At 69.0% G+C, this 22,773-nt stretch carries 26 protein-coding genes; 14 read left to right on the top strand and 12 right to left on the bottom strand.

What is annotated here, in order from left to right; genetic code table 11:
• Window positions 1–69: 69 nt before the first annotated feature.
• The 3 genes from ACWDSJ_RS16620 to ACWDSJ_RS16610 are packed head-to-tail and all read right to left on the bottom strand — an operon-like array spanning window position 70 to window position 2,835.
• Entirely contained in the window at window positions 70–1,050 is a 981-nt protein-coding gene (locus ACWDSJ_RS16620) for an oxygenase MpaB family protein (protein WP_450032844.1), read from the bottom strand.
• 41 nt (window positions 1,051–1,091) lie between these two features.
• The gene (locus ACWDSJ_RS16615; RefSeq protein ID WP_450032842.1) at window positions 1,092–1,970 is read right to left on the bottom strand and encodes an oxygenase MpaB family protein; all 879 of its coding nucleotides are present in this window, start codon (window positions 1,968–1,970) and stop codon (window positions 1,092–1,094) included.
• Between the two features lie 37 nt (window positions 1,971–2,007).
• On the bottom strand, window positions 2,008–2,835 hold the full coding sequence (locus ACWDSJ_RS16610) for an oxygenase MpaB family protein (RefSeq protein ID WP_387366088.1): 828 nt from the start codon (window positions 2,833–2,835) through the stop codon (window positions 2,008–2,010).
• 367 nt (window positions 2,836–3,202) lie between these two features.
• Here ACWDSJ_RS16610 and ACWDSJ_RS16605 point away from each other — a divergent pair, with 367 nt between their 5' ends.
• The 9 genes from ACWDSJ_RS16605 to ACWDSJ_RS16565 are packed head-to-tail and all read left to right on the top strand — an operon-like array spanning window position 3,203 to window position 11,610.
• Complete coding sequence (locus tag ACWDSJ_RS16605; RefSeq protein WP_387366085.1) at window positions 3,203–4,033, top strand: MlaE family ABC transporter permease; 831 nt, start codon at window positions 3,203–3,205, stop codon at window positions 4,031–4,033.
• Entirely contained in the window at window positions 4,033–4,908 is an 876-nt protein-coding gene (locus ACWDSJ_RS16600; protein ID WP_450032838.1) for an ABC transporter permease, read from the top strand. Before ACWDSJ_RS16605 ends, ACWDSJ_RS16600 begins: the two co-directional genes overlap by 1 nt.
• Window positions 4,909–4,910: 2 nt before the next feature.
• On the top strand, window positions 4,911–5,933 hold the full coding sequence (locus ACWDSJ_RS16595; RefSeq protein ID WP_450032836.1) for an MlaD family protein: 1,023 nt from the start codon (window positions 4,911–4,913) through the stop codon (window positions 5,931–5,933).
• Window positions 5,930–6,943, top strand: coding sequence for an MlaD family protein (locus ACWDSJ_RS16590; protein WP_387366076.1), 1,014 nt, complete (start codon window positions 5,930–5,932; stop codon window positions 6,941–6,943). The genes ACWDSJ_RS16595 and ACWDSJ_RS16590 overlap by 4 nt, the downstream gene beginning before the upstream one ends.
• Window positions 6,940–7,992, top strand: a complete 1,053-nt coding sequence (locus ACWDSJ_RS16585) for an MlaD family protein (protein ID WP_450032833.1) — start codon at window positions 6,940–6,942, stop codon at window positions 7,990–7,992. Before ACWDSJ_RS16590 ends, ACWDSJ_RS16585 begins: the two co-directional genes overlap by 4 nt.
• Window position 7,993: 1 nt before the next feature.
• Complete coding sequence (locus tag ACWDSJ_RS16580) at window positions 7,994–9,019, top strand: MlaD family protein (protein WP_450032831.1); 1,026 nt, start codon at window positions 7,994–7,996, stop codon at window positions 9,017–9,019.
• A complete protein-coding gene (locus ACWDSJ_RS16575; protein WP_450032829.1) occupies window positions 9,016–10,026 on the top strand; it encodes an MlaD family protein in 1,011 nt (336 codons plus the stop codon). The genes ACWDSJ_RS16580 and ACWDSJ_RS16575 overlap by 4 nt, the downstream gene beginning before the upstream one ends.
• The gene (locus ACWDSJ_RS16570) at window positions 10,023–10,976 is read left to right on the top strand and encodes an MlaD family protein (RefSeq protein ID WP_450032827.1); all 954 of its coding nucleotides are present in this window, start codon (window positions 10,023–10,025) and stop codon (window positions 10,974–10,976) included. Before ACWDSJ_RS16575 ends, ACWDSJ_RS16570 begins: the two co-directional genes overlap by 4 nt.
• Window positions 10,977–10,995: 19 nt before the next feature.
• A complete protein-coding gene (locus tag ACWDSJ_RS16565; protein WP_450032825.1) occupies window positions 10,996–11,610 on the top strand; it encodes a hypothetical protein in 615 nt (204 codons plus the stop codon).
• A 7-nt stretch (window positions 11,611–11,617) separates the two neighbouring features.
• Here the strand turns inward: ACWDSJ_RS16565 and ACWDSJ_RS16560 are convergent, their stop codons facing one another.
• A complete protein-coding gene (locus tag ACWDSJ_RS16560; protein ID WP_450032823.1) occupies window positions 11,618–13,066 on the bottom strand; it encodes a DUF4041 domain-containing protein in 1,449 nt (482 codons plus the stop codon).
• A gap of 155 nt (window positions 13,067–13,221) precedes the next feature.
• Here ACWDSJ_RS16560 and ACWDSJ_RS16555 point away from each other — a divergent pair, with 155 nt between their 5' ends.
• Genes ACWDSJ_RS16555 through ACWDSJ_RS16540 form a run of 4 tightly spaced genes read left to right on the top strand, consistent with a single transcriptional unit; the run spans window position 13,222 to window position 15,768 of the window.
• Window positions 13,222–13,728, top strand: coding sequence for a metallophosphoesterase family protein (locus ACWDSJ_RS16555; RefSeq protein WP_450032821.1), 507 nt, complete (start codon window positions 13,222–13,224; stop codon window positions 13,726–13,728).
• A 51-nt stretch (window positions 13,729–13,779) separates the two neighbouring features.
• Entirely contained in the window at window positions 13,780–14,700 is a 921-nt protein-coding gene (gene ku, locus ACWDSJ_RS16550) for a non-homologous end joining protein Ku (RefSeq protein WP_450032819.1), read from the top strand.
• The gene (locus tag ACWDSJ_RS16545; protein WP_450032817.1) at window positions 14,697–15,236 is read left to right on the top strand and encodes a GNAT family N-acetyltransferase; all 540 of its coding nucleotides are present in this window, start codon (window positions 14,697–14,699) and stop codon (window positions 15,234–15,236) included. Before ku ends, ACWDSJ_RS16545 begins: the two co-directional genes overlap by 4 nt.
• Before the next feature lie 55 nt (window positions 15,237–15,291).
• Window positions 15,292–15,768, top strand: a complete 477-nt coding sequence (locus ACWDSJ_RS16540) for a hypothetical protein (RefSeq protein WP_450032815.1) — start codon at window positions 15,292–15,294, stop codon at window positions 15,766–15,768.
• Between the two features lie 3 nt (window positions 15,769–15,771).
• Here ACWDSJ_RS16540 and ACWDSJ_RS16535 read toward each other — a convergent pair whose 3' ends face one another.
• A complete protein-coding gene (locus ACWDSJ_RS16535; RefSeq protein WP_450032813.1) occupies window positions 15,772–16,389 on the bottom strand; it encodes a hypothetical protein in 618 nt (205 codons plus the stop codon).
• Between the two features lie 179 nt (window positions 16,390–16,568).
• On the opposite strand from ACWDSJ_RS16535, the gene ACWDSJ_RS16530 reads away from it, so the two are divergent.
• Window positions 16,569–17,249, top strand: a complete 681-nt coding sequence (locus ACWDSJ_RS16530; protein ID WP_450032811.1) for an RDD family protein — start codon at window positions 16,569–16,571, stop codon at window positions 17,247–17,249.
• A gap of 51 nt (window positions 17,250–17,300) precedes the next feature.
• On the opposite strand, the gene ACWDSJ_RS16525 is transcribed toward ACWDSJ_RS16530, so the two are convergent.
• The 7 genes from ACWDSJ_RS16525 to sufC all read right to left on the bottom strand — a co-directional run bounded on the left by ACWDSJ_RS16525 (window position 17,301) and on the right by sufC (window position 22,769).
• A complete protein-coding gene (locus ACWDSJ_RS16525) occupies window positions 17,301–18,338 on the bottom strand; it encodes a phosphotransferase family protein (RefSeq protein WP_450032809.1) in 1,038 nt (345 codons plus the stop codon).
• A 358-nt stretch (window positions 18,339–18,696) separates the two neighbouring features.
• The gene (warA, locus tag ACWDSJ_RS16520) at window positions 18,697–19,287 is read right to left on the bottom strand and encodes a 16S rRNA (adenine(1408)-N(1))-methyltransferase WarA (RefSeq protein ID WP_450032808.1); all 591 of its coding nucleotides are present in this window, start codon (window positions 19,285–19,287) and stop codon (window positions 18,697–18,699) included.
• A 109-nt stretch (window positions 19,288–19,396) separates the two neighbouring features.
• The gene (locus ACWDSJ_RS16515) at window positions 19,397–19,825 is read right to left on the bottom strand and encodes a DUF4189 domain-containing protein (RefSeq protein ID WP_387365862.1); all 429 of its coding nucleotides are present in this window, start codon (window positions 19,823–19,825) and stop codon (window positions 19,397–19,399) included.
• Between the two features lie 77 nt (window positions 19,826–19,902).
• Window positions 19,903–20,259, bottom strand: coding sequence for a metal-sulfur cluster assembly factor (locus ACWDSJ_RS16510; RefSeq protein WP_387365859.1), 357 nt, complete (start codon window positions 20,257–20,259; stop codon window positions 19,903–19,905).
• A complete protein-coding gene (gene sufU, locus ACWDSJ_RS16505) occupies window positions 20,252–20,734 on the bottom strand; it encodes a Fe-S cluster assembly sulfur transfer protein SufU (protein ID WP_450032805.1) in 483 nt (160 codons plus the stop codon). Before sufU ends, ACWDSJ_RS16510 begins: the two co-directional genes overlap by 8 nt.
• A gap of 3 nt (window positions 20,735–20,737) precedes the next feature.
• Complete coding sequence (locus tag ACWDSJ_RS16500) at window positions 20,738–21,991, bottom strand: cysteine desulfurase (RefSeq protein ID WP_450032803.1); 1,254 nt, start codon at window positions 21,989–21,991, stop codon at window positions 20,738–20,740.
• A 1-nt stretch (window position 21,992) separates the two neighbouring features.
• The gene (gene sufC, locus ACWDSJ_RS16495; protein WP_450032802.1) at window positions 21,993–22,769 is read right to left on the bottom strand and encodes a Fe-S cluster assembly ATPase SufC; all 777 of its coding nucleotides are present in this window, start codon (window positions 22,767–22,769) and stop codon (window positions 21,993–21,995) included.
• Window positions 22,770–22,773: the final 4 nt, after the last annotated feature.

The raw sequence follows: 22,773 nt of genomic DNA, 5'->3' as shown, positions 1-22,773 counted from the left end.
TTCGGCCACCTGAGCTCCGTGGGGTCGGCGTCTTCCGGGTCGGTTCCCTTTCTATCACCGCGCTCGGGGTCAGCGCGTCTCGCCGAGGGTGAGCACCGGCTTGTCGATCGGCTGCTTCGGGCGCACCTGGTACGCCGCCGACTCGAGTTCGCGCCGCCGCATGGCCTGAACGCACTGGTGGTGCTTGCGGGCGTGGTAGGCCAGCGGGAAGTAGGTGAGACGGTCCGGCAGCACCCGGTAGGCCAGTCTGATCACCGCGAAAATCCGTGCCGCGCTCGCCTTTTCCTTGGCGGTCAGTTCCACGTCGAGCATCGCCCGGACGCGCTCGTCCATCGCCGAGACCATGGCCAGATACGTCATCCGCAGCATCGGGCGCATCGCCGCCGTCACCAACGGCCGCAGCGGCGCGGGCATTTTCGCGAGTTGCTCGGGTCCGGGCCGCCCGGCGCGCAGGTCACGTACCGCGTCGAGGGTTTGCGCGTTGGCCTCGAGGGTGGTGTCGATCATGCGGTCGAAGTAGGTCTCGAACTCCTCGTGGGTGGCCGGGTACCCCCTCATCGGCACCTGCAACAACCGCGCCAGCCGCCGGTTGTCGGTGAGCAGTTCCTCCCGCTCGGCGGTGGTGAACTCGCGCCCGATCAGCAGCGGCCCGGCGTTGATGGTGGTGATGTACGCGGTGGCGATGACCCATTGGTAGGCACCGGGATCCAGCGCGCTGATGTGCTTGCCGGTGGTGCTCGATCGCATCGTCAGCGGCTGGTGCAGCGAGCGCAGCCGCCGCCCCTCCTCGACCGCCTCGAGGCCGCCGTAGGTCCAGCGCAGCACCGAGTCCACCGAGCGGATGGCCCGGCCGCCGGGATCGGTGCGCGAGATCGAGTAGCGGTCCACCACCTCGGCGATGACCGGGTGCATGCCCTGCATGAGGAACGCCGCCGCCTCGAGCAGCAGATAGGTCCAGTGCCCGACCATCTCGGCGGTGAGCGAGTCGGGCGGGATCAGCTCGAGCGGCTCGCCGTCGACGAGCAGTCGCTGTTCCGGTGCGGTGGTCACGGTGAACTTCCTTCGGTGTCGATGCGGAACGGAATCACGGCTCACACCACGGTCAGGCCGAGGACGTACCGCAGCCGCATGTCCCAGACCTGCAACAGTGTCATCGTCCGCACGACCGCGCGCGGGGTGAGTCGATCGATCAGGCGGCCGAGGGCGAGCCAGCGCTGAAAGCGGCGCTCGTCGTCGGCGGTCCAGGGGTAACCGAGCTTCGCGCGCAACTGCGGCGGCAGATAGCCCAGCGTCATGAACAGATTCCACTCCCCCAGCAACGCCGGAACCGGGGCGGGCAGGAAGTCCAGCCGGGCGATGCCGACGAGGAAGCGGCGGGTCGGCTCGTCGAAATCGAGATGGTCGAGTTGCTGTTCGCGGTAGCGCTCGAGCGCTTCCCGGTCGGCGGGCCACAGCTGCCGGGGCACCTGCAACGTGGTCGCGAACACCGACGCGGCCTGATGGGTGACCTCCGGATCGTGAAAGGTCTTGCCGCGCCGCAACTTCCGGCTGTCGTCGAAGACCAGCGCCAGGCAGGTCGCCACCCACAGTTGCAGGGTGGGGTCGAAGGCGTTGTAGCGCACCGGACTTCGCTCGGTCGAGCGCACCTGCACGTGCGAGGCGTTCACCGCCTCCCGGTAGATGCGCCGGTCCTGGGCGTTGCCCGCGAGCGCGACCGCGATGTAGGTCATCGTGGTGCGGGCCCGCTTGACCGGGTGCTTGTGCAGGTTGCCGCTGTCGACGCGGCTCTCCATCACGCCGTAGGCGACCTTCGAATTGGCCAGCTGCATGATGACATTGGCCGAACCGTAGGCGGGTCCGAGGCCGGGTGAGAGTTCGTCGAGCAGGAATCGGGTGTCGGCGGCGTCGGCGGCGTCGCGGGCGGCCCGCCGGGTCGGCGGCGGATCGGCGGGCAGGGCATCGAGCGTCATGGCGGATCGTCCTCGGCAGCGTCGACGGGACAGGGATTCAGGGTCGGGTGGTGGTGCGCGCGGCGGCGGGGTGGCGAATCCGGTCGGGCAGCGCCCGGTCCAGCGTCCGCACCGATCGGACCAGCCGATCGAACCGCCGGGCCCGCGCCGGGGACCAGTCCAGCCCGAGGCGGTCGCGGACCGCGGGCGGCACCAGCCCGGCGGTCGACAGCCGCCACAGGGCCGCCAGCGGCAGCGCGAAACCGTTCCAGAGCGCTTGCGGCACACGCAGATTCGGCGGCACCGGCATCGGCTTGCGGTCGAGTTCGATGATCAGGTCGGTGGCGGCGTTGCGTTCGAGGACCTCGTTCGCGGTGCGGTGGTAGTAGTCCCAGAACTCGGCGCGGGTCGCGGGCACCACGCGGTCGGGGATGCGCAGCACCGCGGCCAGGTCCCGCCACTCGCGGAACACGGCCTCCTCCTTGGCTTCGTCGACGCGCCCGTCGAAGACGCGGCGCACCTCGGCGGGCCCGGCGTAGCCGGTGGCGTGCACCCACAGATAGGCGTCGGCGTTGAGCGCGTGATAGCGCCTGCCCCGCGCGTCCACGCCCGCGATGCCGCGATGCATCTCGCGCAGCCGCTGTCCCTCGGCCACCGCCGCGTCCGCGCCGTGGAAGCCCGCGACCCGCTGCGCGGAGGCGAAGGTGCGGGTGATGCGCGACCAACGGTCGCTGAGGAATTCGGAGTGGTCGATGACGCCCGCGCCGACGATCGGATGCGCCACCTCGAGCAGGATCACCGCGCGGGCGCCGAGCACGCCGCGCCAGTCGAAACCCCACCGCCAGGTGGCGGAGCCCGGACCGATCGGCCGAAGCTCAGAAGTCAATGGGGATTCTTGTTCTGCCGTGGACATTCTCCGGCTCCTCCCCCTCGGCGAGCGACCATCCGAGGTGATAGAAACAGCGACTCTGAACTATCAACACAGTGTGACACAGCTCTCCGGCGATTGATAGATCTCGCCCCCATCTCTCTCGAAGCACGGCAAATCGCCTGGGTATATGTCACTTTGGGACAATCTCCCGAATCGCCTCCGGCCCGCACCTCGGGTGTGCCACCATTCGTTGATAGATCGAGGGCCGACCGTCTATCAGGCTTTCACGCGTCGCCGACCCCGCTTCCGTCGGCGCGTATGTGAAGGCTAATTCATTCAGAGTTGACGGCTCAGAGCCTCATCGTTCGGAGGATGGGCAGGCATGGGAGCACTCGCCGAACCCGCGACGGAGCGGGTGGAATCGGTTGCGCCGCACCGGCTCACGGCCAACGTGCGTACGCTCGGCCGGGTAGTGCGGCTGGGCGCGCGCGCCACGGGAATTCTGGTGAGCGACGCCGCCGGGGGACGATTCCCGGTGCGGGAGGCGCTGATTCAGGGCTGGTTCTTCGTCTCGGTGTCGATGTGGCCCGCGATCCTCATCGCCCTGCCGATGGGTGTGGTGATCGCGGTGCAGGTCGGCAGCGTGACCGCGAACGTCGGCGCGACCTCGATGGCCGGAGCGGTCGGCGGGATGGGCGTCATGCAGCAGATCGCGCCGCTGGCCGCGGCCCTGCTGGTCGGCGGCGCGGGCGGGTCGGCGATCGCGTCGGATCTGGCCTCGCGCACGATCCGCGAGGAGATCGACGCCATGCGCACGATGGGTGTGGATCCCCAGCAGCGGCTCGTCGCGCCACGGCTGCTGGCCATGGCCGTGGTCGCGCCGATGCTGTCGGTGCTGATCATCCTGATGAGCGTGCTCGCCAGTTTCGTGGTGGCGGCGGTCGGGCAGGGCGTGGCGCCCGGGTCGTACTGGCTGTCGTTCGGCAGCTTCGCCTCGGTCACCGATCTGATCATCTGCCTCGGCAAGGCCGCGATCTTCGGGTACGTGGTCGCCGTCATCGCCAGCCATCGCGGGCTCGAGGCCAAGGGCGGGCCCAAGGGCGTGGCCGACGCGGTGAACGCCGCCGTGGTGCTGGGGATTCTGGCCTGCATGGTGATCGATCTGGTGATCACGCAGATCACCCTGATGTTCGCGCCGATGAGGTTCCTGTGATGGCCCGGCCGTGGGTGGCGACCCCGACGTCCTACCGCCCCAAGGGATTCCGCTGGACACGCGGTGCCGCACGCGCGTGGCTGCCGATCGAGGAACTCGGCCTGCAACTCCAGTTCGGCTGGGCAACCTTCCGCGGGATCGGGCACACGCTGCGCTACCATCGCAGGCACACGATCAGCATCTTCACCGATCTGGCCTGGGGCAACGGGCGTTCGGTGGTGGTGGGCGGCGGGGTGGCCCCGGTGCTGGCGATCATGGGCGTGGTCGCGGGCGGCATGGTCGGGCTCGTCGGCTACACCGCCCTGGACATGCTCGGCATCGGCCCGCTCGCCGGGGTGATGTCGGCGATCGCCAATCCGCGCGAGCTGGCCCCGCTGGTCGCCGCGGTCGGCTTCGCCGCGCAGGCGGGGTGCCGGATCACCGCGGAGGTGGGGGCGATGCGGATCTCCGAGGAGATCGACGCGCTCGAGGCGCAGGCCATCGATCCGGTGCCGTACGTGGTGTCCGCGCGGCTGCTGGCGGGCGTGCTCACGGTGATCCCCTCCTATCTCATCGCGCTGGCGCTGGGGTTCTGGACCACCGGCGTCACCGTCACCGTCGTGCACGGGCAGGGCTCGGGCGCCTACGACCACTACTTCCGAATGTTCGTCGACGCAACCGATCTCGGCTACTCGCTGGTGAAGGTCGTGGTGTTCGTCATGGTGGTCACCCTCGTGCACGCCTATCAGGGCTTCTACGCGCGCGGCGGCCCCGAGGGCGTGGGTATCGCGTCCGGGCGCGCGATCCGGGCCAGCCTGGTGCTGATCACCGTGACCGACATGGTCCTCACGGTCGTCATGTGGGGGCTGGAAACCACACTCAGCTTCTCGGGGTGAGCATGATCAGCAGAATCGACTCCGGACGCGGACCGGACGAGTGGGGGTTGCGGATCCGGGGGATCGCGGTACTCGTCGCCCTGGCGGTGGTGACGGGGGTGGCGTGGCGGTCGGCGCAACCGAATCGGAACGGGCACACCGATTTCGGGCTGACCGTCACCGCGCTCGGCGACGGGGTCGGTCCCGGTACGGGGGTCCGCCTGCGCGGGCTCACCATCGGCTCCGTCGTCGACGTGCGGCCGCAGGGGCCGGACCGGCAGCTGCTGACCGTCAGCGTCGGCGACGCGCCGCTGCGCGAACTGTCGACGGCGATGCGGGCCCGGTTCGTCTCCGCCAACGTCTTCGGCACCACGGCGCTGGAACTCATTCCGGCGCAAGGGGGTTCGCCGATCGCGCCGGGCAGCGTGCTGGATATGGCCGACGCGGTCGGCAACTACACCGTCACCCAGATCCTGCGCGACTCCGGCCGCGCGATCCTCGACGTGGTGACCGCGCAGCTGACCGTCTCCGTCGACGGGGCCGCGGCGCTGACCAGCCGCACCGCGCCGATGCTGGCCGCGGGTCTGCTGACTCTGCGCACGCTGCAACGCAATCAGAACATGCCGATGCGTGACCTGCTGCCCAAGGTCGCCGACCTCACCGAGGGCGTGGCCGCGTTCACCCCCTCGGCGCTGGGCATTCTGGACGCGCTGGCGTCGGTGCCCGAACTCGACGACAACGGCCAGGTGGGGCTGGCGCACGACACCATCGTGGAGGTGTCGAATCTGGTGTTCTCCTTCGCCGGGAAGTTCGTCGGCGCGCTCGGCCCGTTCAGCGAATCGTTCGACGTGTTGCTGGATCTGCTGGTGCCGACGAATCAGGGCCTGCGCGATGTGACCCCCGATCAGGTGCGCCGCCTGCTCGCCGGGGCCGACGGCGCGCTGCACCGCGACGGCGACCGCGTCGCCCTCGACACCGAGATCATCCTGCAGGGGTTCCCCGCCTTCGCGATGCCGCTGCGGACCGCCGGGGAGGCGCCGCGATGAAGAACGCCCGCCGATCCGCCCTGCGCCTGGCCGTGCTCGCCGTGCTCGTGGGCCTGATCGTGACGCTGATCGTGCAGGCCGTCCAGCGGCCCGTGGGCGGTGAAACCCGCACGTACCACGCGCGTTTCGCCGATGTGTTCGGTTTGCGGAACAACGCGGACGTGCGACTGCGCGGGGTGCAGGTCGGCAAGGTCACCGGAATCGAACTCGGCCCGGACGCCACCGCGCGGGTGACGTTCACCCTGCGCACCGAGTACCGGCTGCGCGACACCGACGAACTCGCGGTGAAGTTCCAGAACCTCAGCGGCCAACGGTATCTCGCACTCACCCAGGGCGCGGACGGACGCACCCTCGCGCCGGGCGAACTCGTCACCCACACCGTCGACTCCTTCGACATCACCACCGTGTTCAACGGATTGCGCCCGCTGCTGACCGAGGCCGATCCCGCGGTGTACAACCGGCTCGCGCGCAATCTCACCGCGCTGATCGAGGGCAGCGGCAACGATATGGCCCCGGTGCTGCGCGATGTGGCGACGCTGTCGTCCTACGCCGAGGACCGCACCGCGCTGATGACCGCCATCGTGGACAACCTGCAAATCGTCTCGGACAAACTCGGCGGCCGCTCGCAGAATCTGGAGGCGATCCTGCAAGTGTTCCATTCGATCTTCATGCCCATCGCCAGCCGGATGGACGAATTCCTGTCGCTGATGGACAAGGGTTCGGTGGAGCTGAGCGAGGTGGTGCGCCTGGTGGATTCGGTGTCGCTGCTGGGGCTGGGCGCGCGCGACCACGCCGACGATCTGACCCGCCGCATCGACGAGACCATCCCCGACACCCGCGAGGCGGTCCGCTCGCTGTCGCTGCTGCCGGGGCTGCTCGAGGGGCTCAACACGATGATTCCCGCCGCCGCGCCCGAATCACGGTGCGGCAACGGCGCTTTCCCGCTGCCGGTGACCGCCGCCGTGCTGCTGGCGGGGCGGCAGCTGACCGTCTGCAACGGAGGCCGATGATGATCGCCACGTTCACCCGGGTGCCCGCGCTACCGCACCGTCCGGCACTGCCGCGGATCTCGCTCGGCTCCGAGGAGGCGACCCCGCGAGCCCAGACGATCTGGGCGGTGCTCAGCCTCGTCGTGGTGACGGTGCTGCTGGCCGCGGCGGGCGTGCTGTACGTGCATCCGCCCGGGTACACCACCTATCACCTGGCGCTGCCGGAGGCCGGTGGGCTGCACGGCGGGGAGGGCGTGCGGGTGGCGGGGGTTCCGGTGGGGCGGGTGCTGGGCCTGCGGTTGCGCGGCGACGACGTGGAGATCGAGTTCTCGATGAAATCGGGTGTGCGCCTGGGCGATTCGACCTCGGTCGACGTCCGGATGCTCACCCCGGTCGGCGGGCTGTACCTGGCGGTGCTGCCCGCGGGCGCGGGACCGTTGCGCGGCGCGATCCCGGCGACGCGGGCCCGGTTGCCGTTCGTGGTCAACGATCTCGTCGCCGCCGCGAAGTCCGAGACCGACAAGGTGGACATCGACGGGCTGCGATCGAGCCTGTCCGGGGCGGCGGCCGCGGTGTCCGGCGCGCCCGACGCCCTCCGCGGTTCGGTGACCGATCTACAGAAGGTGGTGGAGCTGTTCGCCACCCAGCGCGACCGCATCCGGGAACTGGTCGCGCTGTCCGACGAATACGTCCAGGCCGTGCGCGACAATCAGGCCATGGCCGCGGAGGTGCTGCGCGCCTACGCGTTGCTGGGTCCGCAGATCGTCGCCACCCGCGCCAAGGTCAAGACCTTCGCCGACGCCACGGCCGCCATCGTCGGGACGCTGTTCGACTTCCTGTCCGGCCCCTACGCCACCAAGGTGGAACCGCTGCTGCCGCCACTCGAGCAGACCCGCGATCTGGGCGGCCAATTGCTCGCCGAGACCGACCGAACGATGCGCGCGCTCACCGAGACCGTCACCGAGCTCGGCGCGCTGGCGGGGCCCGAGGGCGCGGCGCTGATCGACCAGAGCGGGTTGACCGTGGCCGCGCCGAATCTGTGCCTGCCGCTGCCGGGGAAGGGGTGCTGAGATGAAACCGCCGTCCCGGATGTCGCTGGTGGTGGTCGCGGTGGCCGTCGTCCTCGCCACCGCCGCCACCGTGCGCTGGCAGGTCGGGCGCGCCGAGACGCGTTCGCTCTGCGCGGATTTCGACACCACCTACGGGCTCTACGACGACGCGGCGGTCACCATCCGCGGCATCACCGTCGGCAAGGTGCGCGCTTTGGAACCGCAGGGCGGTCACGTGCGGGTCCGCATGACCCTCGACGATCGCCCGCTGCCCGCGAATGTCGGTGCGGCCGTGGTCGGTTCGTCGATCCTCACCGATCGGCGGGTGGAACTGGTCGACGCGTCCTATCACGGCGGCCCGCTGCTGCCCGCCGACGCGTGCATCGCGCGGGACCGGACCCGGGTGCCGGTGAGCGCGTCGGACGCGCTGGACTCGTTCGCGAAACTCGTCCATCAGGTCACCGCACCCGACGCCTCCGGCACGCCGCCGCTGCAACGGCTGCTCACCGGGACCGATCGGGAGATGTCGGGGCTGGGCCCGACCATCAATCAGGAACTGCGGCAACTCGCCGACGCGCTGGCGCAACCGGATGCGTTGCTCGGCCACTTCGGACGGCTGCTGGACAACGGCGCGGAGTTGAGCGAATTCGTCACCGCGCAGTGGGACGACCTGAAGACGACGCTGGTCACCTTCGGCCCCGGCCTGGAACTCATCGAGCACATGCTCGGCGTGGTGAAGGTGGTGGTGGAGAAGCTCGCCCTCGCCGTCGGACCGCTGGACCGGCTGTTCGATCAGCATTTCCCGTATCTGATGGAGGCGCTGAACTCCACCATCCCCGTGATGACGCTGGTCCGCACCCGCACCGAGGAGTCCAAGGATCTGCTCGACCGCATCCCGGGGGTGATCGCCATGCTGCGCACCATGATTCAGGCGCAGCCCGGGGCGGTGGCACTGGACTATCGGGCGCCCGAGGTGAGCACCGCCGATCCCGCCGGGACCGTGCCGCTACCGCAATTGCTGGTGACCCTCGCCGGAGGCGCGCGATGATCCGTCCTGTCACCGCCGTACTGGTCGTCTTGACCGTCTTGGCCACGGCCGCATGCGGTTTCAACCCGAGCAACTACGTCATGCCCGGAACCGGGGTGGGCGGGCCCACCTATCGGCTCGATGTCGAGTTCAGCTCGCTGCTCAGCCTGCCCGCGGGCGCCGATGTGCGCAGCAACGGCACGAAAGTCGGTTCGCTGCACTCGATCTCGCTCACCCCGGCGTGCGCGGTCGCCCATCTCGACCTCACCACGGCGGTACGGTTCCCGCGCGGCACCCGCGCCGAACTGCGGCAGACCACGGTGCTCGGCGACATCTACCTGGCGCTGCTCCCGCCGCGGGGCGGCACGGCCCCGCCGCTGGGCGACGGCGACACGATTCCCTTGCGCGACACCGATCCCGGGCCGCAGGTGGAGGACATCCTGCAGCGGATCGCGCTGTTCGTCAACGGCGGCAGCATCACCCGCTTGCAGGACGCGTTCGATCGGCTCGACAGCGTGCTGCCGCGGGATCCGGCCGAGACGCGTGATCTCGCGGCGGGCATCACCGCGAATCTGCGCGACGCCGCCGCCGACACCGCCGATATCGACCGCATGCTGGCGGCGACCGATCAGCTGGCACAACGGCTCGCGGGGATGCGGGACCGGCTCGGGTTCATGTTCTCCGACACCGCGCGGCGGCGGCTCGAGCGGGTGCCGGAATTCATGACGGCGGTGCTGAACGTCGTCATCGATATCAACACCCTCACAACGGGTTTGGACTGGTTGATCCCCCGGCTCCCACATCTGAACGAATTCCTCGACAAGATCGCGCCGCTGCTGCGCGAACCCTCCCCCAGCGCGACCGAATCGCGCGGCAACGGGGCGGCGGCGATGACGTTGACGCAGGACAAGGTCATTCCGTTCCTGCTCGGCCCGAATGTGAACATCCGGCAGGTGAGCGTGGCCGGGCCCGGGGACGTCACCAAGGACGCGGTGGTGCTGTTGCAGATGATCGGAGCGCTGCGATGACCCGGATTCCGCACTGGCTGTCCGGGGTGGCGCTGGTGGTGGTGCTGGTGCTGGGCGGCAGTTATCTGGTGCTGGGCGTGCTCGATGTGGAACCCGCGCGGCAAATGCGCCACGCGACAGTGGATCTCGGCGAGAGCGGTGGGCTGCGCGGCGGCTCCGAGGTGGTGTATCGCGGGGTCACCATCGGACATGTCGACGAGATCCACGGGGTGCCGGGCGGGGTGCGGATGAGGATGTCCTACGACGCCGACTACCGGATTCCGGTCGATTCCGCCATGCGGGTCGAAACCCTTTCGGCGCTGGGCGAACCCGTGTTCGCGCTGCTGCCCAGTGGGACGGACGGGCCGTTTCTGGCCGAGGACGCGCACCTGACCGGGCCCGTGCGGATCCCCACCTCGGTGCCGGAACTGCTCGCGTCGAGTTCCACCCTGCTCGGGCAGATCGATCCGCGGCAGGCCGCGCGGCTGGTGGACACCTTCGCCCAGGCGGTGACCGGATTGGACACGGCGCTGCCGACACTGGGGCGGAGCGCGGATCTGCTGTTGGCCACGCTACTGGCGCACCAGAATTCGCTCGACACGGTGCTGCGGAATCTCATGACGGCCATGCACGATGTCGACTGGGCCAAGCCCGCGATGACCTCGGCTCCACCGCAATTGGACGGTTTCGGGGCGACGCTGGGCGTGTCGTATCGGTATCTGTTCGAGGGTTCGCGCCAGTTGCGCGGCAACGAAGTGCTGGGTTCGTGGCACGAGCAGGAGAACCAGCTCGTCGACTATCTGCAACGCCTCGCACCCGAACTCGGCGCGATCGGCGTCGCGCTGCGCCCCGTGACCCGAGCCACCGGCCCGCTGCTCGGTTCCATCGACCTCGGGACCCTGCTCGAACAGGCCCTGGCCGCCCTCCCCGGCGACCGCCTCCGCATCGCTCTCACCGCCCCGCCCCGCTGACCACCCTCGAGGAATCGCCATGTCGGACACCGATATCGAAGACCCCACGGTCGCGGCGGACGCGCCCTCCGAGACGCGGAGCGCCACCGCGTCCCGCCTGGTGCGCCGCCCCGCCGCGGCCGTGCTGGCGGCCGCCCTCGCCGCCGCCCTGACCTTCGCGGTCCTGTGGCTCACCGACGACTCCGGTGCCGAACTCGACGCCTTGCGCACGCGGCTGGACACCGAAGCCCAAGCCGAGCAGGCGGCCACCACCTACGCCCTCAATGTCTCCAAGGTCGACTACAACGCCGTCGAAACCTGGCACACGGCCTTGAACACCGGCGTCACCGAACAACTCGAAACCAAACTCGACGCCGCCGTCGGCGTGGTGGGCCCCCTGCTCACCCAACTCCAATACACCTCCACGGCAAAACCCTTGGCCGCCAGGGTCTCCCAACACAACGGTGACACGTACGTGGTCCAGGTCTTCGTGGACATGACCTCCCGCAGTCGTCAGACGCCCGACGGGGTGACGGCGACAGCGACGTACACCATCACATTGGACCGGGCGGCGCATTGGACGATCACGGATGTGGGCGGGGTGGGCGCGCCGCTGGCGGCCACGCCCGCCGCACCGGCCACCCCGGGGCGGTGACTCGCTATCACGCGACGTCGGCTGGGGTCGTCTCCCGGCTCTGGTGGAACTCGACGGCTTCGGGTAATTCGGTGAACTCCAACAGATCTCCCGCGAGTTCTTCGAGATGTTCGCGGGCTTCGACGGGTGTGGCGTAGAAGAACTCGCGACGCGGGTTCACCCGGTTGACCCGGCGGTCGTCCAAGCGCCGGTGCATCTCGGCCTCGATGCCGACGGCGTCCTCGGCGAAGAACAGGGCATGGACGTCGAATCTGAAGGGGACCGACGCATCTCCCAGTTCCCGGATCCGGTCCATGGGCTCGAGCCGCCGTGTCATTCCGATCTTGATCATGCGCTCGCCGAACGCGCCGATGTTCGAGATGACGTAGACGTAGCCCGCGCGCACGTTCGCGGCGCGATAGTCGACGTCCTCGATGGCCTTCCCGATGTCTTCCAACTTGGCGCGTGCCTGTTCGACGGCGGCCAGGTCGCCGTTGGCCTCCAGGCGGGCCAGCACATTCGCGTAATGCCGGCGCTCCTTCTCGAGCCGCTCGCGCTCGCGCTCGATTTCCTGCTGAACCTTGCGTTCCTCTCGAAGCCGCTCGCGCTCCTCCCGTTCCTTCTCCTTCTCCCGGGCGAGCATCTCCAGATAATCCGCGGTGAGTTCGAGCTCTTCGATCCGCAATTCCTGATAGTCGGAGGCGATCCGGATCGACATCGTATTTCCCAGTCGCGCAATGGTTGTCGCGACCTTCTCCAATCGGTCGATCGCTGACGCCAGTTTGTAGGGCTTCATCGACCGGACGAGATTATCCGCTTCGGCATTGTAGGCCCGGAGCATGAGCTTCGAGAAATCTCGAACGAGCTTACGTCCCTCCGCGGCCGACCCGTTGACGTTCCACGAATTCGCGCAGTGTACCGCGCCACCGTCCTGCCGGGCCATGACCTTGATCCGATCCTGGAGGCGCTTCAGTTCCTCCTTGTAGGTGATCGAGTCACTGAGCGGATGCCGATAGGTGTAGATGCCGACCTCCTGCAGGATCTCCTCTTCCTGCGTCTTCACGATCTTTCGCTCGAGGTCTTCCAAGACGAGTCGGCCCGTGTCGATCTTCTTCTGCAACCCCTCCTTCTGCCGAGCGAGTTCGACCACGTCCAAAGCTCCGAGCCGGTCCATCTCGGCCCGCAGCTCTTCCAATTCCTTTCGGAGTTGCCCGACCTCCTCGGACTTCTGTTGCGCGAAATTCCGAACGCCGAACAAGGGAACATCCGACCGCTCGTTCGACGGCTCCACTCGGTTCTGTCGCGTTTCGGGAACGGGAACGTGAACAGGAACGGGCTGCGGCTGAGTGGGGATGATCGGGGGTTCGACGAAACCCGGGTTACGACTGATGTGCTCAGTCCAACGGCGACCGTCCCAGTACCGCAACCACCTGGCATCGTAGGGGTCCTGATACCAATTCGGCGCTGGATTGTTCACCTGTCTCCTCCGTTCGAACCGGGAACGCTCGACCCGTGGCACAAGAAGATCGAATGGACCCTGGGCGGCGGCCTTCACCGGCGATCGAAAGAAATGTCGGCCGCACGACTTCCCTTGTTACGAGCTGAGTCGACCCGGGTAGTACCGTTCCAGCCGTGCGCCTGCTGTTGATGTCGGATACGCATCTGCCCGTGCGGGCCAAGCGGCTGCCGGAGCAGTTGCTCGCCGAGGTGGAGCGGGCGGATGTCGTTGTGCATGCCGGGGATTGGGTGGATGTGGCGACCTTGGAGTTGCTCGCGGGGCGGGCGCGGCGGGTGGTGGGGGTGCACGGGAACAACGACGGGGGTGAGTTGCGGGAGCGGTTGCCCGAGGTGGCTCGGGTGGAGTTGGGCGGGGTGCGGATCGGGGTGGTGCACGAGACGGGGGCGGCGAAGGGGCGGGAGGAGCGGTGTCTGGCCCGGTTCCCGGAGGTGGATGTGCTCGTGTTCGGGCACAGCCACATTCCGTGGGACAGCGTGGCGGGCGGGCGGCTGCGGTTGTTGAATCCGGGGTCGCCTACGGATCGGCGGCGGGAGCCGTATTGCACGTATATGACCGCGGAGGTGAGGGGTGGGGTGCTCGGGGCGGTCGAATTGCATCGGTTGCCGCGGGCCGGTGGGTAGGCCGGCGCGTTTCGGCGGACAATACGGACGGATCGAAAGTACTCTCGGGGTATGCGGTCGATCTGGAAGGGCTCCATCGCGTTCGGGCTGGTGAATGTCCCGGTGAAGGTCTATACCGCCACCGAGGATCATGACATCCGGTTCCATCAGGTGCACGCCAAGGACGGGGGGCGGATCAAGTACGACCGGGTGTGCACGATCTGCGGGCAGTCGGTGCAGTACGCCGACATCGATAAGGCGTACGAGTCGCCGGAGGGGGATCGGGTGATCCTCACCGACGAGGACTTCGCGAAGCTGCCGGTGGCCGAGAAACACGAGATCCCGGTGCTGCAATTCGTGCCGTCCGAACAGATCGACCCGATGCTGTTCGACCGCAGCTACTATCTCGAGCCCGACTCCAACACCCCGAAAGCCTATGTGCTGCTTGCCAAGACGCTCGAGCAGACCGACCGGGTGGCGCTGGTGAACTTCACGCTGCGGCAGAAGACCCGGCTCGGCGCGCTGCGGGTGCGCGACGGGGTGCTGGTGCTCCAGACGCTGCTGTGGCCCGACGAGGTGCGCACGGCCGACTTCGAATCGCTCGACGGGGTGGCCGAACCGCGCAAACAGGAACTCACCATGGCCGAAACGCTCGTCGACAGCATGTCCGACGACTTCGATCCGGACATGTACACCGACGAGTACCAGATCGAGCTGAAGAAGATGCTCGACGAGGCCATCGCCTCCGGTTCCAGCAAGGTCACCCGGCCCCCGGAGGCCGCGCCCACCGAGATGGACGCCGAGGTCGTCGACCTGGTCGCGGCCCTGCAACGCAGCCTCGAGGCGACCGGGCGGCGCGGCGGCGGCAAGGCCGAACCGGCCGCCAAGACGACCGCGAAGAAACAACCCGCCAAGAAGCAGCCCGCGAAGAAGGCCGCCGCCAAGAAGACGGCGAGCAAATCGTCCAAGACCTCGACCCGCAAGGGCGCGTGAGCCGGGTGGCCGCCGATATCGCCATCGTCCCGATGGGACTGGGCCACCTGCGCGAGGTCCTCGACCTCGGCGAGGAGATGTTCGACACCGACGCCAAGCCCTACACGTCGTGGTCGCTGACCTCCGTCGCCGAACATCTCGACACGCCCGACAGCTCCTGCTGGGTCGCCCTCGACTCCGACCGCGTGGTCGGCTTCGTGCTGGGCTCCATGGAGTTCGAACTGCGCGAGGACTGGGGTTACCTGGAGTGGATCGCGGTCGCCCCGGACGCGCAGGGACGCGGCATCGCCGGGCGGCTGGTCGACATCTGCTGCGCGACCCTGTTCGCGCGGGGCGCGCGCCGCATCGTCACCGATGTCGAGGCCGGGAACTCGGCGTCGGCGGGGATGATGGCGCGGCACGGGTTCAGCGAGGGCGCCACGGTCATCCTGTTCGTGCGGCCGAATCCGGAGCAGCCCGAGGCCGCCGCCGACGCCCCCGGCCTGTCCCCCACCGCCAAGCGCACCCTCGCCCGCACCGGGCGGCTGCGCGGCTGAGGGCCGGGCGCTGTTCCCGCCGAGATCTGTCGGACCTCTCGATTACGGTGTCGCCATGACCGATTCGACGATGGCGGCGATCGCCGAGGCGATGTCCCTTGGCGCACAAGGGGATCCGGCGGGCGCGCGGGAGCGGATGACGGCGCTGTGGCGCACGGTGGGCGCGGCGGGAGATCCGTTGCACCGCTGCACCATCGCGCACTATCTGGCCGACCTGTTCGATGATCCGGCCGAGGCGCTCACCTGGGATGTGCGCGCCCTCGACGCCGCCGAGGCGCTCACCGACGAGCGGGTGCGCGCCCACCACGAGGGGCTCAGCGTGGCCGGGTTCTATCCGTCGCTGCATCTGAACCTGGCCGACAACTTCCGCCGCCTCGGTTCGTTCGACGCGGCGCACCGCCATCTCGAACAGGCCCGCGCCGGGACGCCCGCGCTCGCCGACGACGGATACGGTTCGGTCGTGCGGGCCGGGATCGCGAATGTCGAAGCGGCCCTTGCCGACAAGTCGACCGACCGGTTGCCGAGCCACTGACCGTCAGCCCGCGGCGCGCTTCTTGCCCTCGGTGAAGAAGTCGATGAGCGCGGCGACGGTCGGCACCTCCTCGCGCAGCCGTTTGGCGCCGAAGGGCGCGTTCCAGAACGCGCCCTCGCGGCGGCTCCACGGACCGACGTAGGCGTACGGTCGGGGGTCGTCCCAATCCCCCGGCGACACACCGTAATTGGTCTGATCGACGGCGACCGACAGATCGAAGTGCTCCGGCCACAGCGTCGGGGCCTGTTCGGCGAAGCGGCGCAGCGCGGTGTCGCCGAGGGCGAACCAGTCGTGGATCCGGTCGGCCGCCTCGGAGTCGAGGCCGAACACCTCCCCGGGATCCATATGGGTGCCGTCGCTGTACAGGCCCGGCGGCGGGCCGGCCGCCTCGAATCCGGCCCGTTCGGCCAGATCCTCGTAGCTGCCGTGCAACGGGATGCGGCCCTCGGGCCACACCAGGTCGGTGCCGACCACCGAGACCGGCCATTTGACCCCGGCGAAGCCGCCGAGCACGACCCGCATTCGGACCGTACCGAACCGCCGGTACTGCGGACCGGCGATCAGCAGCTCCGACACCGCGTGCAGGGCGAAGCGAGTGTCTTCATAGGTGAGCTCGTCCACCCGACCATCATCACCGCATCGGGCGTCGCGTTCGCGGGATTACGTCGGGTTGCCGCGTGTTTTCGGCGCATTTCGCTCATACTGATCGGCGGGCTCACCGGTTAGCCGCGGTTCCGACACTGTTCCACCCGGTCGTTGCGCTCACCTTGTTCACATCCATCATCGTCGGAGGCCCTCGAATGACCGATCCGTATGCCCAGCAACCCTATCCACAGCAACCCGGCCAGTCCGGCGGCTATCCGCAGCAACCGGGGTACGGCACCCCGCCGCAGGGTTACGGCCAGCCGCAGCCCGGCTACGGCGGCCAGCCCTACGGCGGTCAGCCCGGGTACGGGGGCCAGCCCGGCTATCCGCCCGCGCCCGGCTACCAGCCCTACGGTCCCGCCGCCCCCTATGCCAGCTGGGGTGCCCGTGTCGGCGCGTTTCTGATCGACTACCTGATCGTCGGCGTGCCCGCCGGCATCCTCTACGGCATCGGCATCGCGGTCGGCTCCTCGGGCATGACGTGCACCAGCGACGACAGCCTCGACTCGTACAACACCACCTGCACCGGCGGCGGCCTGTCGGCGGCCGGCGTCATCCTCCTCCTGCTGGGCGGCCTGTACGCGCTGATCGCGACCCTGTGGCTGCTCTACCGCGAGGGCACCACCGGCCAGACTCCGGGGAAGCAGGTCGCCAATATCCGCCTGGTGCGCGAGGCCGACGGCCAGCCCATCGGCTTCGGCATGGCCATCGTCCGCCGCATCGCCCACATCGTGGACGCCATCCCGTGCTACATCGGCTACCTGTGGCCGCTGTGGGACGAGAAGCGCCAGACGTTCGCGGACAAGATTCTCAGCACGATCGTGGTCAAGGTCTAGGTTCCGCGGTTCGGGTACGCCGCCGACGCGGGGGTCGGCGGCGTTGTCGTATCACGGGGAATCTCGTTGCGGCCGTCGGCTTTCGGGGCGGATCCGGCCCAGCAGATCCCATTCGAGTTCCGCGAGGCGACGAGCGTCGGCGCCCGTCCCGGCGACGGCTTCGGCGGCGAGATCCAGGCCGAGCTCGAGCGTGAGCAGGACCGTCCACCACCGGAACCGCTCGATATCGAGGACTCCCCCGACCTGTTCGTACCCGTGCCGGAACGGTTCGCGACCGGCGAACCCGCCGAATTCGGCCCGGTCGTTGCCGAAGCGCCACACCCGCAGCGCGGCCCGGGCGACGTCCCGCATGGGATCACCGAAGCGCCGCGCCTCCTCCCAGTCGAGCACCGCGCGCAGCCCGTCGCCGTCGACGATGAGATTGCCGGTCCGCATATCGTTGTGCAGCAGCACCTTTCGCGCCGGTGGGCCGGGCACCCGATCGCGCAGCCAGCACAGCGCCAGGTCGAAGACCGGGCGATCCAGGGGTAGGTCGGCCACGCCGCCTTCGACCGCCGCCAGGTGCGCGCGGACGGGGTCCGCGGTAGGTGATGTCGGCGTGAAATGTGTTGTGGCTCCGGGGAATTCGGCGGCGGTGGGCAGCGCCGCCGGGGCGGTGTGCGGGTCGATGGCGTGCAGGCGGCCCATGGCCTTGCCGAGTTGAGCGGTCAGGCGTTCGCCGATTCCCGCGGCGCGGACGAGCCGGAAGACCTTGCGCGGCAGTGTTTCCCCGTCCACGAGCTCGGCGACGAGGAAGGGCGCCCCGACGTACTCGGGATCCGTGCATGTGGCGACGATCGGAGGGACGGGAACGCCGTGTTTGCGGGCCAGTTCCCGAGTTTCGGCCTCCACATCGACCGGTAGACGCCGGACCGGGCCGGGTACGAACGTCGCCACGAGGCGTCGGCAGTGTCCGCGCCGCTGCGCGTCGAAGGCGATGGTCCGACGACGCGCACCCACCGACAGTTGCCGAATGTTGGAGACGGCCACGGTCTCCCCGAACTCGGCGGTCAGGAATCGACCCAGCCCGCCCGCGACATTCCCCGTCATCGCCCCTCCCGACGGCGGTCCCCCACCTGTACGACGGGCGGACTCCCGCAAACGCCCCTGGGACACAAACGATCTCGAATCACCGTCGCGGCCGTTCGGTACTGCATCATTGCCCTCCCTCACACCTGATTTCAGGATGCCACCAACAACCGGACCGGCCACCCGGATTGACCCGAAACGCGAACGCACTCTTGCGCCCCGGTACTCGCGGCGGCCCCACCCCACCGGCCGACCGAACAGCGCCCGAGAGTTGCGGCCCGGTGCCCATGGCGGCCGCACACCGACCAGCGGCCGCACGCCCGCCCGACAGTTGCGAGCCGATGGTCGGGATGGCCGAATCCGGCGGTGGCAACGGTGGTCAGCCCGTGCGGGCCGCGGTACTCGCGGTTCGGCGGGCCTCGATGCGCCACGCGGGTCGGCGGACGCCCGCGCCCAGGCGCTTGCCCCAAGTCGAGCCGCTGGCAACGACTTCCGGGCCGGACAGGGGGTGAATGTCGGTGATCGTCAGGCCATGGGACGCGTAGGGGGTGACGAGGGCCGTCAGCTGGTTGGGGTCGTCGAGGGCGGACAGGCCGGAGCCGTGGTCGCGATCGGTGACCGAGACCCGAATGGTCAGTGTCGCATCGGATTTCATGATGCGGGTGAGTTCGCCCAGCATCACCGAGTCGGCGGTGAGCAGGCCGCGCAGCAGGGAGCCCCACGGAAAATCGATCGTCACGGCATCGGCCGCCGCGTCGAGTTCGCGCGGGAGTCGCTCCGCCGCCGCGACGACGAACAGCGCGTTGGGCACTTCCCCGCGCAGGATCCGTCGAGAGGTCTCGACCATTCCGGCCGCGTGGGCGTCGATGCCGATCGCCAACCGCTCCGGGTCGGCGGCCGCGGCGGCGCGCACCGCCCGTCCGTCCCCGGTGCCGAGATCGACCAGCACCCTGGCGTACCGGCCGATCAACTCCTCGGCTTAACCGATGTCCACGTCGCGAATTCGCTTACCGCACACGATCTTCATGTCCGCGACGCTAGCCGTCGAGGCGCGGCGCCGCATCCGAATTTCCGGTGCGTCAGTGCGCGTTGTCGGTGCAGGCCGACAAAACCACCTGCGCCGCACGGGGTTCCGCGCTGCCGAGGTCGGGGAAGGGTGGGGCGCTCAGGCCGAGGGAGTCGACGGCGGCCTGCTCGGCCTCGGTCTTGGTGGGGGCCCAGGACCAGCCGAAGCGGTGGTCGGCGCCCTGGGCGACGGCGGCGCAGGCGTTGACGAAACGGACCACGACCTGGCAGTCGTAGACGGCGCATTTGACATTGGCCCCGGCGTCGGCGAGCGGCTGGCTGGGGTAGTTGACCGCGTAGGACACCGTGCCGCTGCTCGGGGAGAGCGACATGGCGCCGTACAGGTCACCGGGCGCGGCGTGCGCGGGCGCCGCGCCGATGGTGGCGAGTGCCGCGACCGCGGGGGCGCCGAGCGCCCAGGCGGCCTTGTGCAGCGATGGCATAGAGATTCCTCCCCGTACGTGATGGCGAACGGGTTGAATCTTCCTCGACCGCGCGCGGTCTGTCCAAAGAAACGGGGCTAAACGGTGAAGCCCAAGGCGCGCAACTGTTCCCGGCCGTCCTCGGTGATCTTGTCCGGACCCCACGGCGGCATCCAGACCCAGTTGATCTTCAGATCCTCGACCAGGCCGCTGCGCACGAGCGCGTTGCGGGACTGGTCCTCGATGACGTCGGTGAGCGGGCAGGCCGCCGAGGTGAGGGTCATGTCCAGCACGGCGGTGTCCTCCTCGACCCGCATGCCGTACACCAGGCCGAGATCGACGACATTGATGCCGAGTTCGGGATCGACGACGTCGCGCATCGCCTCCTCGATGTCCTCGAGCTGGCGCAGTTCCTCGTCGGTGAGCTGCTGCTCGGGCGCCGGTGTCTCACTCATGACGTTCCCCATTTCCCATCGCGGGCTTGGTCTCCTGCGCGGAGGTTATCCGGACCACGGCGTCCTTGAACGCCATCCAGCCCAGCAGCGCGCATTTCACGCGCGCCGGATACTTCGACACCCCGGCCAGCGCGATGCCGTCGCCGAGCACGTCCTCGTCACCCTCGACGGTGCCGCGGCTGGAGATCATCTCGCTGTAGGCGTCGACGACCTTCAGCGCCTGCTGCACCGGCAGGCCGATCACCTGATCGGTGAGGATCGAGGTGGCGGCCTGGCTGATCGAGCAGCCCTGGCCGTCGTAGGAGACGTCGGTGACGTCGCCGTCCTCGCCGATCGCGACGCGCAGGGTCACCTCGTCACCGCAGGTCGGGTTCACGTGGTGCACCTCGGCACCGTACGGCTCCCGCAGCCCGCGGTGATGCGGGTGCTTGTAGTGGTCCAGGATGACTTCCTGGTACATCTGCTCCATGCGCATGGTCTATGCAACTCCGAAGAAGCTCTGTGCCTTCCGCACCGCGGCGACCAGCCGATCGACCTCGTCGAGGGTGTTGTACACCGCGAACGAGGCGCGCGCGGTGGCGGCGACGCCGAAGCGCCGGTGCAGCGGCCACGCGCAGTGGTGCCCCACCCGCACGGCCACGCCCTCGTCGTCGAGCACCTGACCCACGTCGTGGGCGTGGATCCCGTCGACCACGAACGACACCGCGCCGCCGCGCTCGACCGCCTCGGTCGGCCCGATGACGCGCACGCCGTCGAGCGCGCCGATCCCCTCGAGCGCCGCGGCCGTGAGCGAATGCTCGTGCGCGGCAACGTTTTCCATGCCGATGTCGGTCAGGTAGTTCACCGCGGCGCCGAGCCCGACGACCTGCGAGATCATCTGCGAGCCCGCCTCGAACCGCTGCGGCGGCGGGGCGAAGGTGCTGTGGTCCATGTAGACGGTCTCGATCATCGAGCCGCCGGTGATGAACGGCGGGGTGTCCTCGAGCAGGGCGCGCCGCCCGTAGAGGATGCCGATGCCGGACGGGCCCAGCATCTTGTGCCCGGAGAACGCCGCGTAGTCCACCCCCAGCTCGCGCAGGTTCACCGGCGAGTGCGGCACCGACTGGCAGGCGTCGAGCACCACCAGCGCGCCGACTTCCCGTGCGCGGCGGACCAATTCGGCCACCGGCGCGACCGCGCCCGTGACATTGGACTGATGGGTGAACGCGACCACCTTCGTCGCGGGCGACAGCTCGAGCGAGTCGAGATCGATGCGGCCGTCGTCGGTGACCCCGTACCACTTCAGCGTCGCGCCCGTGCGCCGGGCCAGCTCCTGCCACGGCACCAGATTGGCGTGATGCTCCAGCTCGGTGATGACGATCTCGTCGCCGGGACCGACCCGGTGCGGGAAGCGGTCGTCGGAGAACGCGTACGCCACCAGATTCAGCGATTCGGTGGCGTTCTTGGTGTAGACGATCTCGTCCGCGCCGACCCCGACGAAGCCCGCGATCAGCGCGCGCGCCGCCTCGTACGCCTCGTTGGCCTCCTCGGCCAGCTGATGCGCGCTGCGGTGCACGGCGGCGTTGTGTTCGAGCAGGAACGCCCGCTCGGCGTCGAGCACCCGCAGCGGACGCTGCGCGGTCGCACCGGAATCCAGGTACGCCAACGGTTTTCCGTCGCGCACGGTCCGGCTCAGGATGGGGAAGTCGGCCCGGACCCGCGCGACGTCGAGGGTACCCACGGTGGTGGTCATATCAGGCTCCCGCGGTGGCTGTCTGGGTGAAGCGCACGTACCCGTTGGCGTCGAGCTCGTCGGCGAGTTCGGGGCCGCCCTCGGCCACGATGCGCCCGCCCACGAACACGTGCACGAACTGCGGCTGGATGTAGCGCAGGATGCGGGTGTAGTGGGTGATGAGCAGGATGCCGCCGTTCTCGCGCTCGGCGTAGCGGTTCACGCCCTCGGACACGATGCGCAGCGCGTCGACGTCCAGGCCGGAATCGGTCTCGTCGAGGATGGCGATCTTCGGCTTCAGCAGGCCCAGTTGCAGGATCTCGTGGCGCTTCTTCTCACCGCCGGAGAAGCCCTCGTTGACGCTGCGCTCGGCGAAGGCCGGATCGATCTCCAGCTCGCCCATCGACTCCTTGACCTCCTTGACCCAGTGCCGCAGCTTCGGGGCCTCGCCGCGCACGGCCGTGGCCGCGGTGCGCAGGAAGTTCGACATCGACACGCCGGGCACCTCGACCGGGTACTGCATGGCCAGGAACAGGCCCGCGCGGGCGCGCTCGTCGACGGACATGGCCAGCACGTCCTCGCCGTCGAGGGTGATCGAGCCCTGGGTCACGGTGTACTTGGGGTGGCCCGCGATCGCGTAGGACAGCGTGGACTTGCCCGAGCCGTTGGGGCCCATGATGGCGTGCGTCTCACCGGATTTCACGGTGAGGTCGACGCCCTTGAGGATCTTGATGGGCTCGCCGGACTCGTCGGGATTGGCGACCTCGACGTGCAGGTCCTTGATTTCGAGGGTGGTCATCGGG

The organism is Nocardia sp. NPDC003482, assembly GCF_053588115.1.
This window is presented reverse-complemented; position numbering and strand designations above follow the sequence as displayed.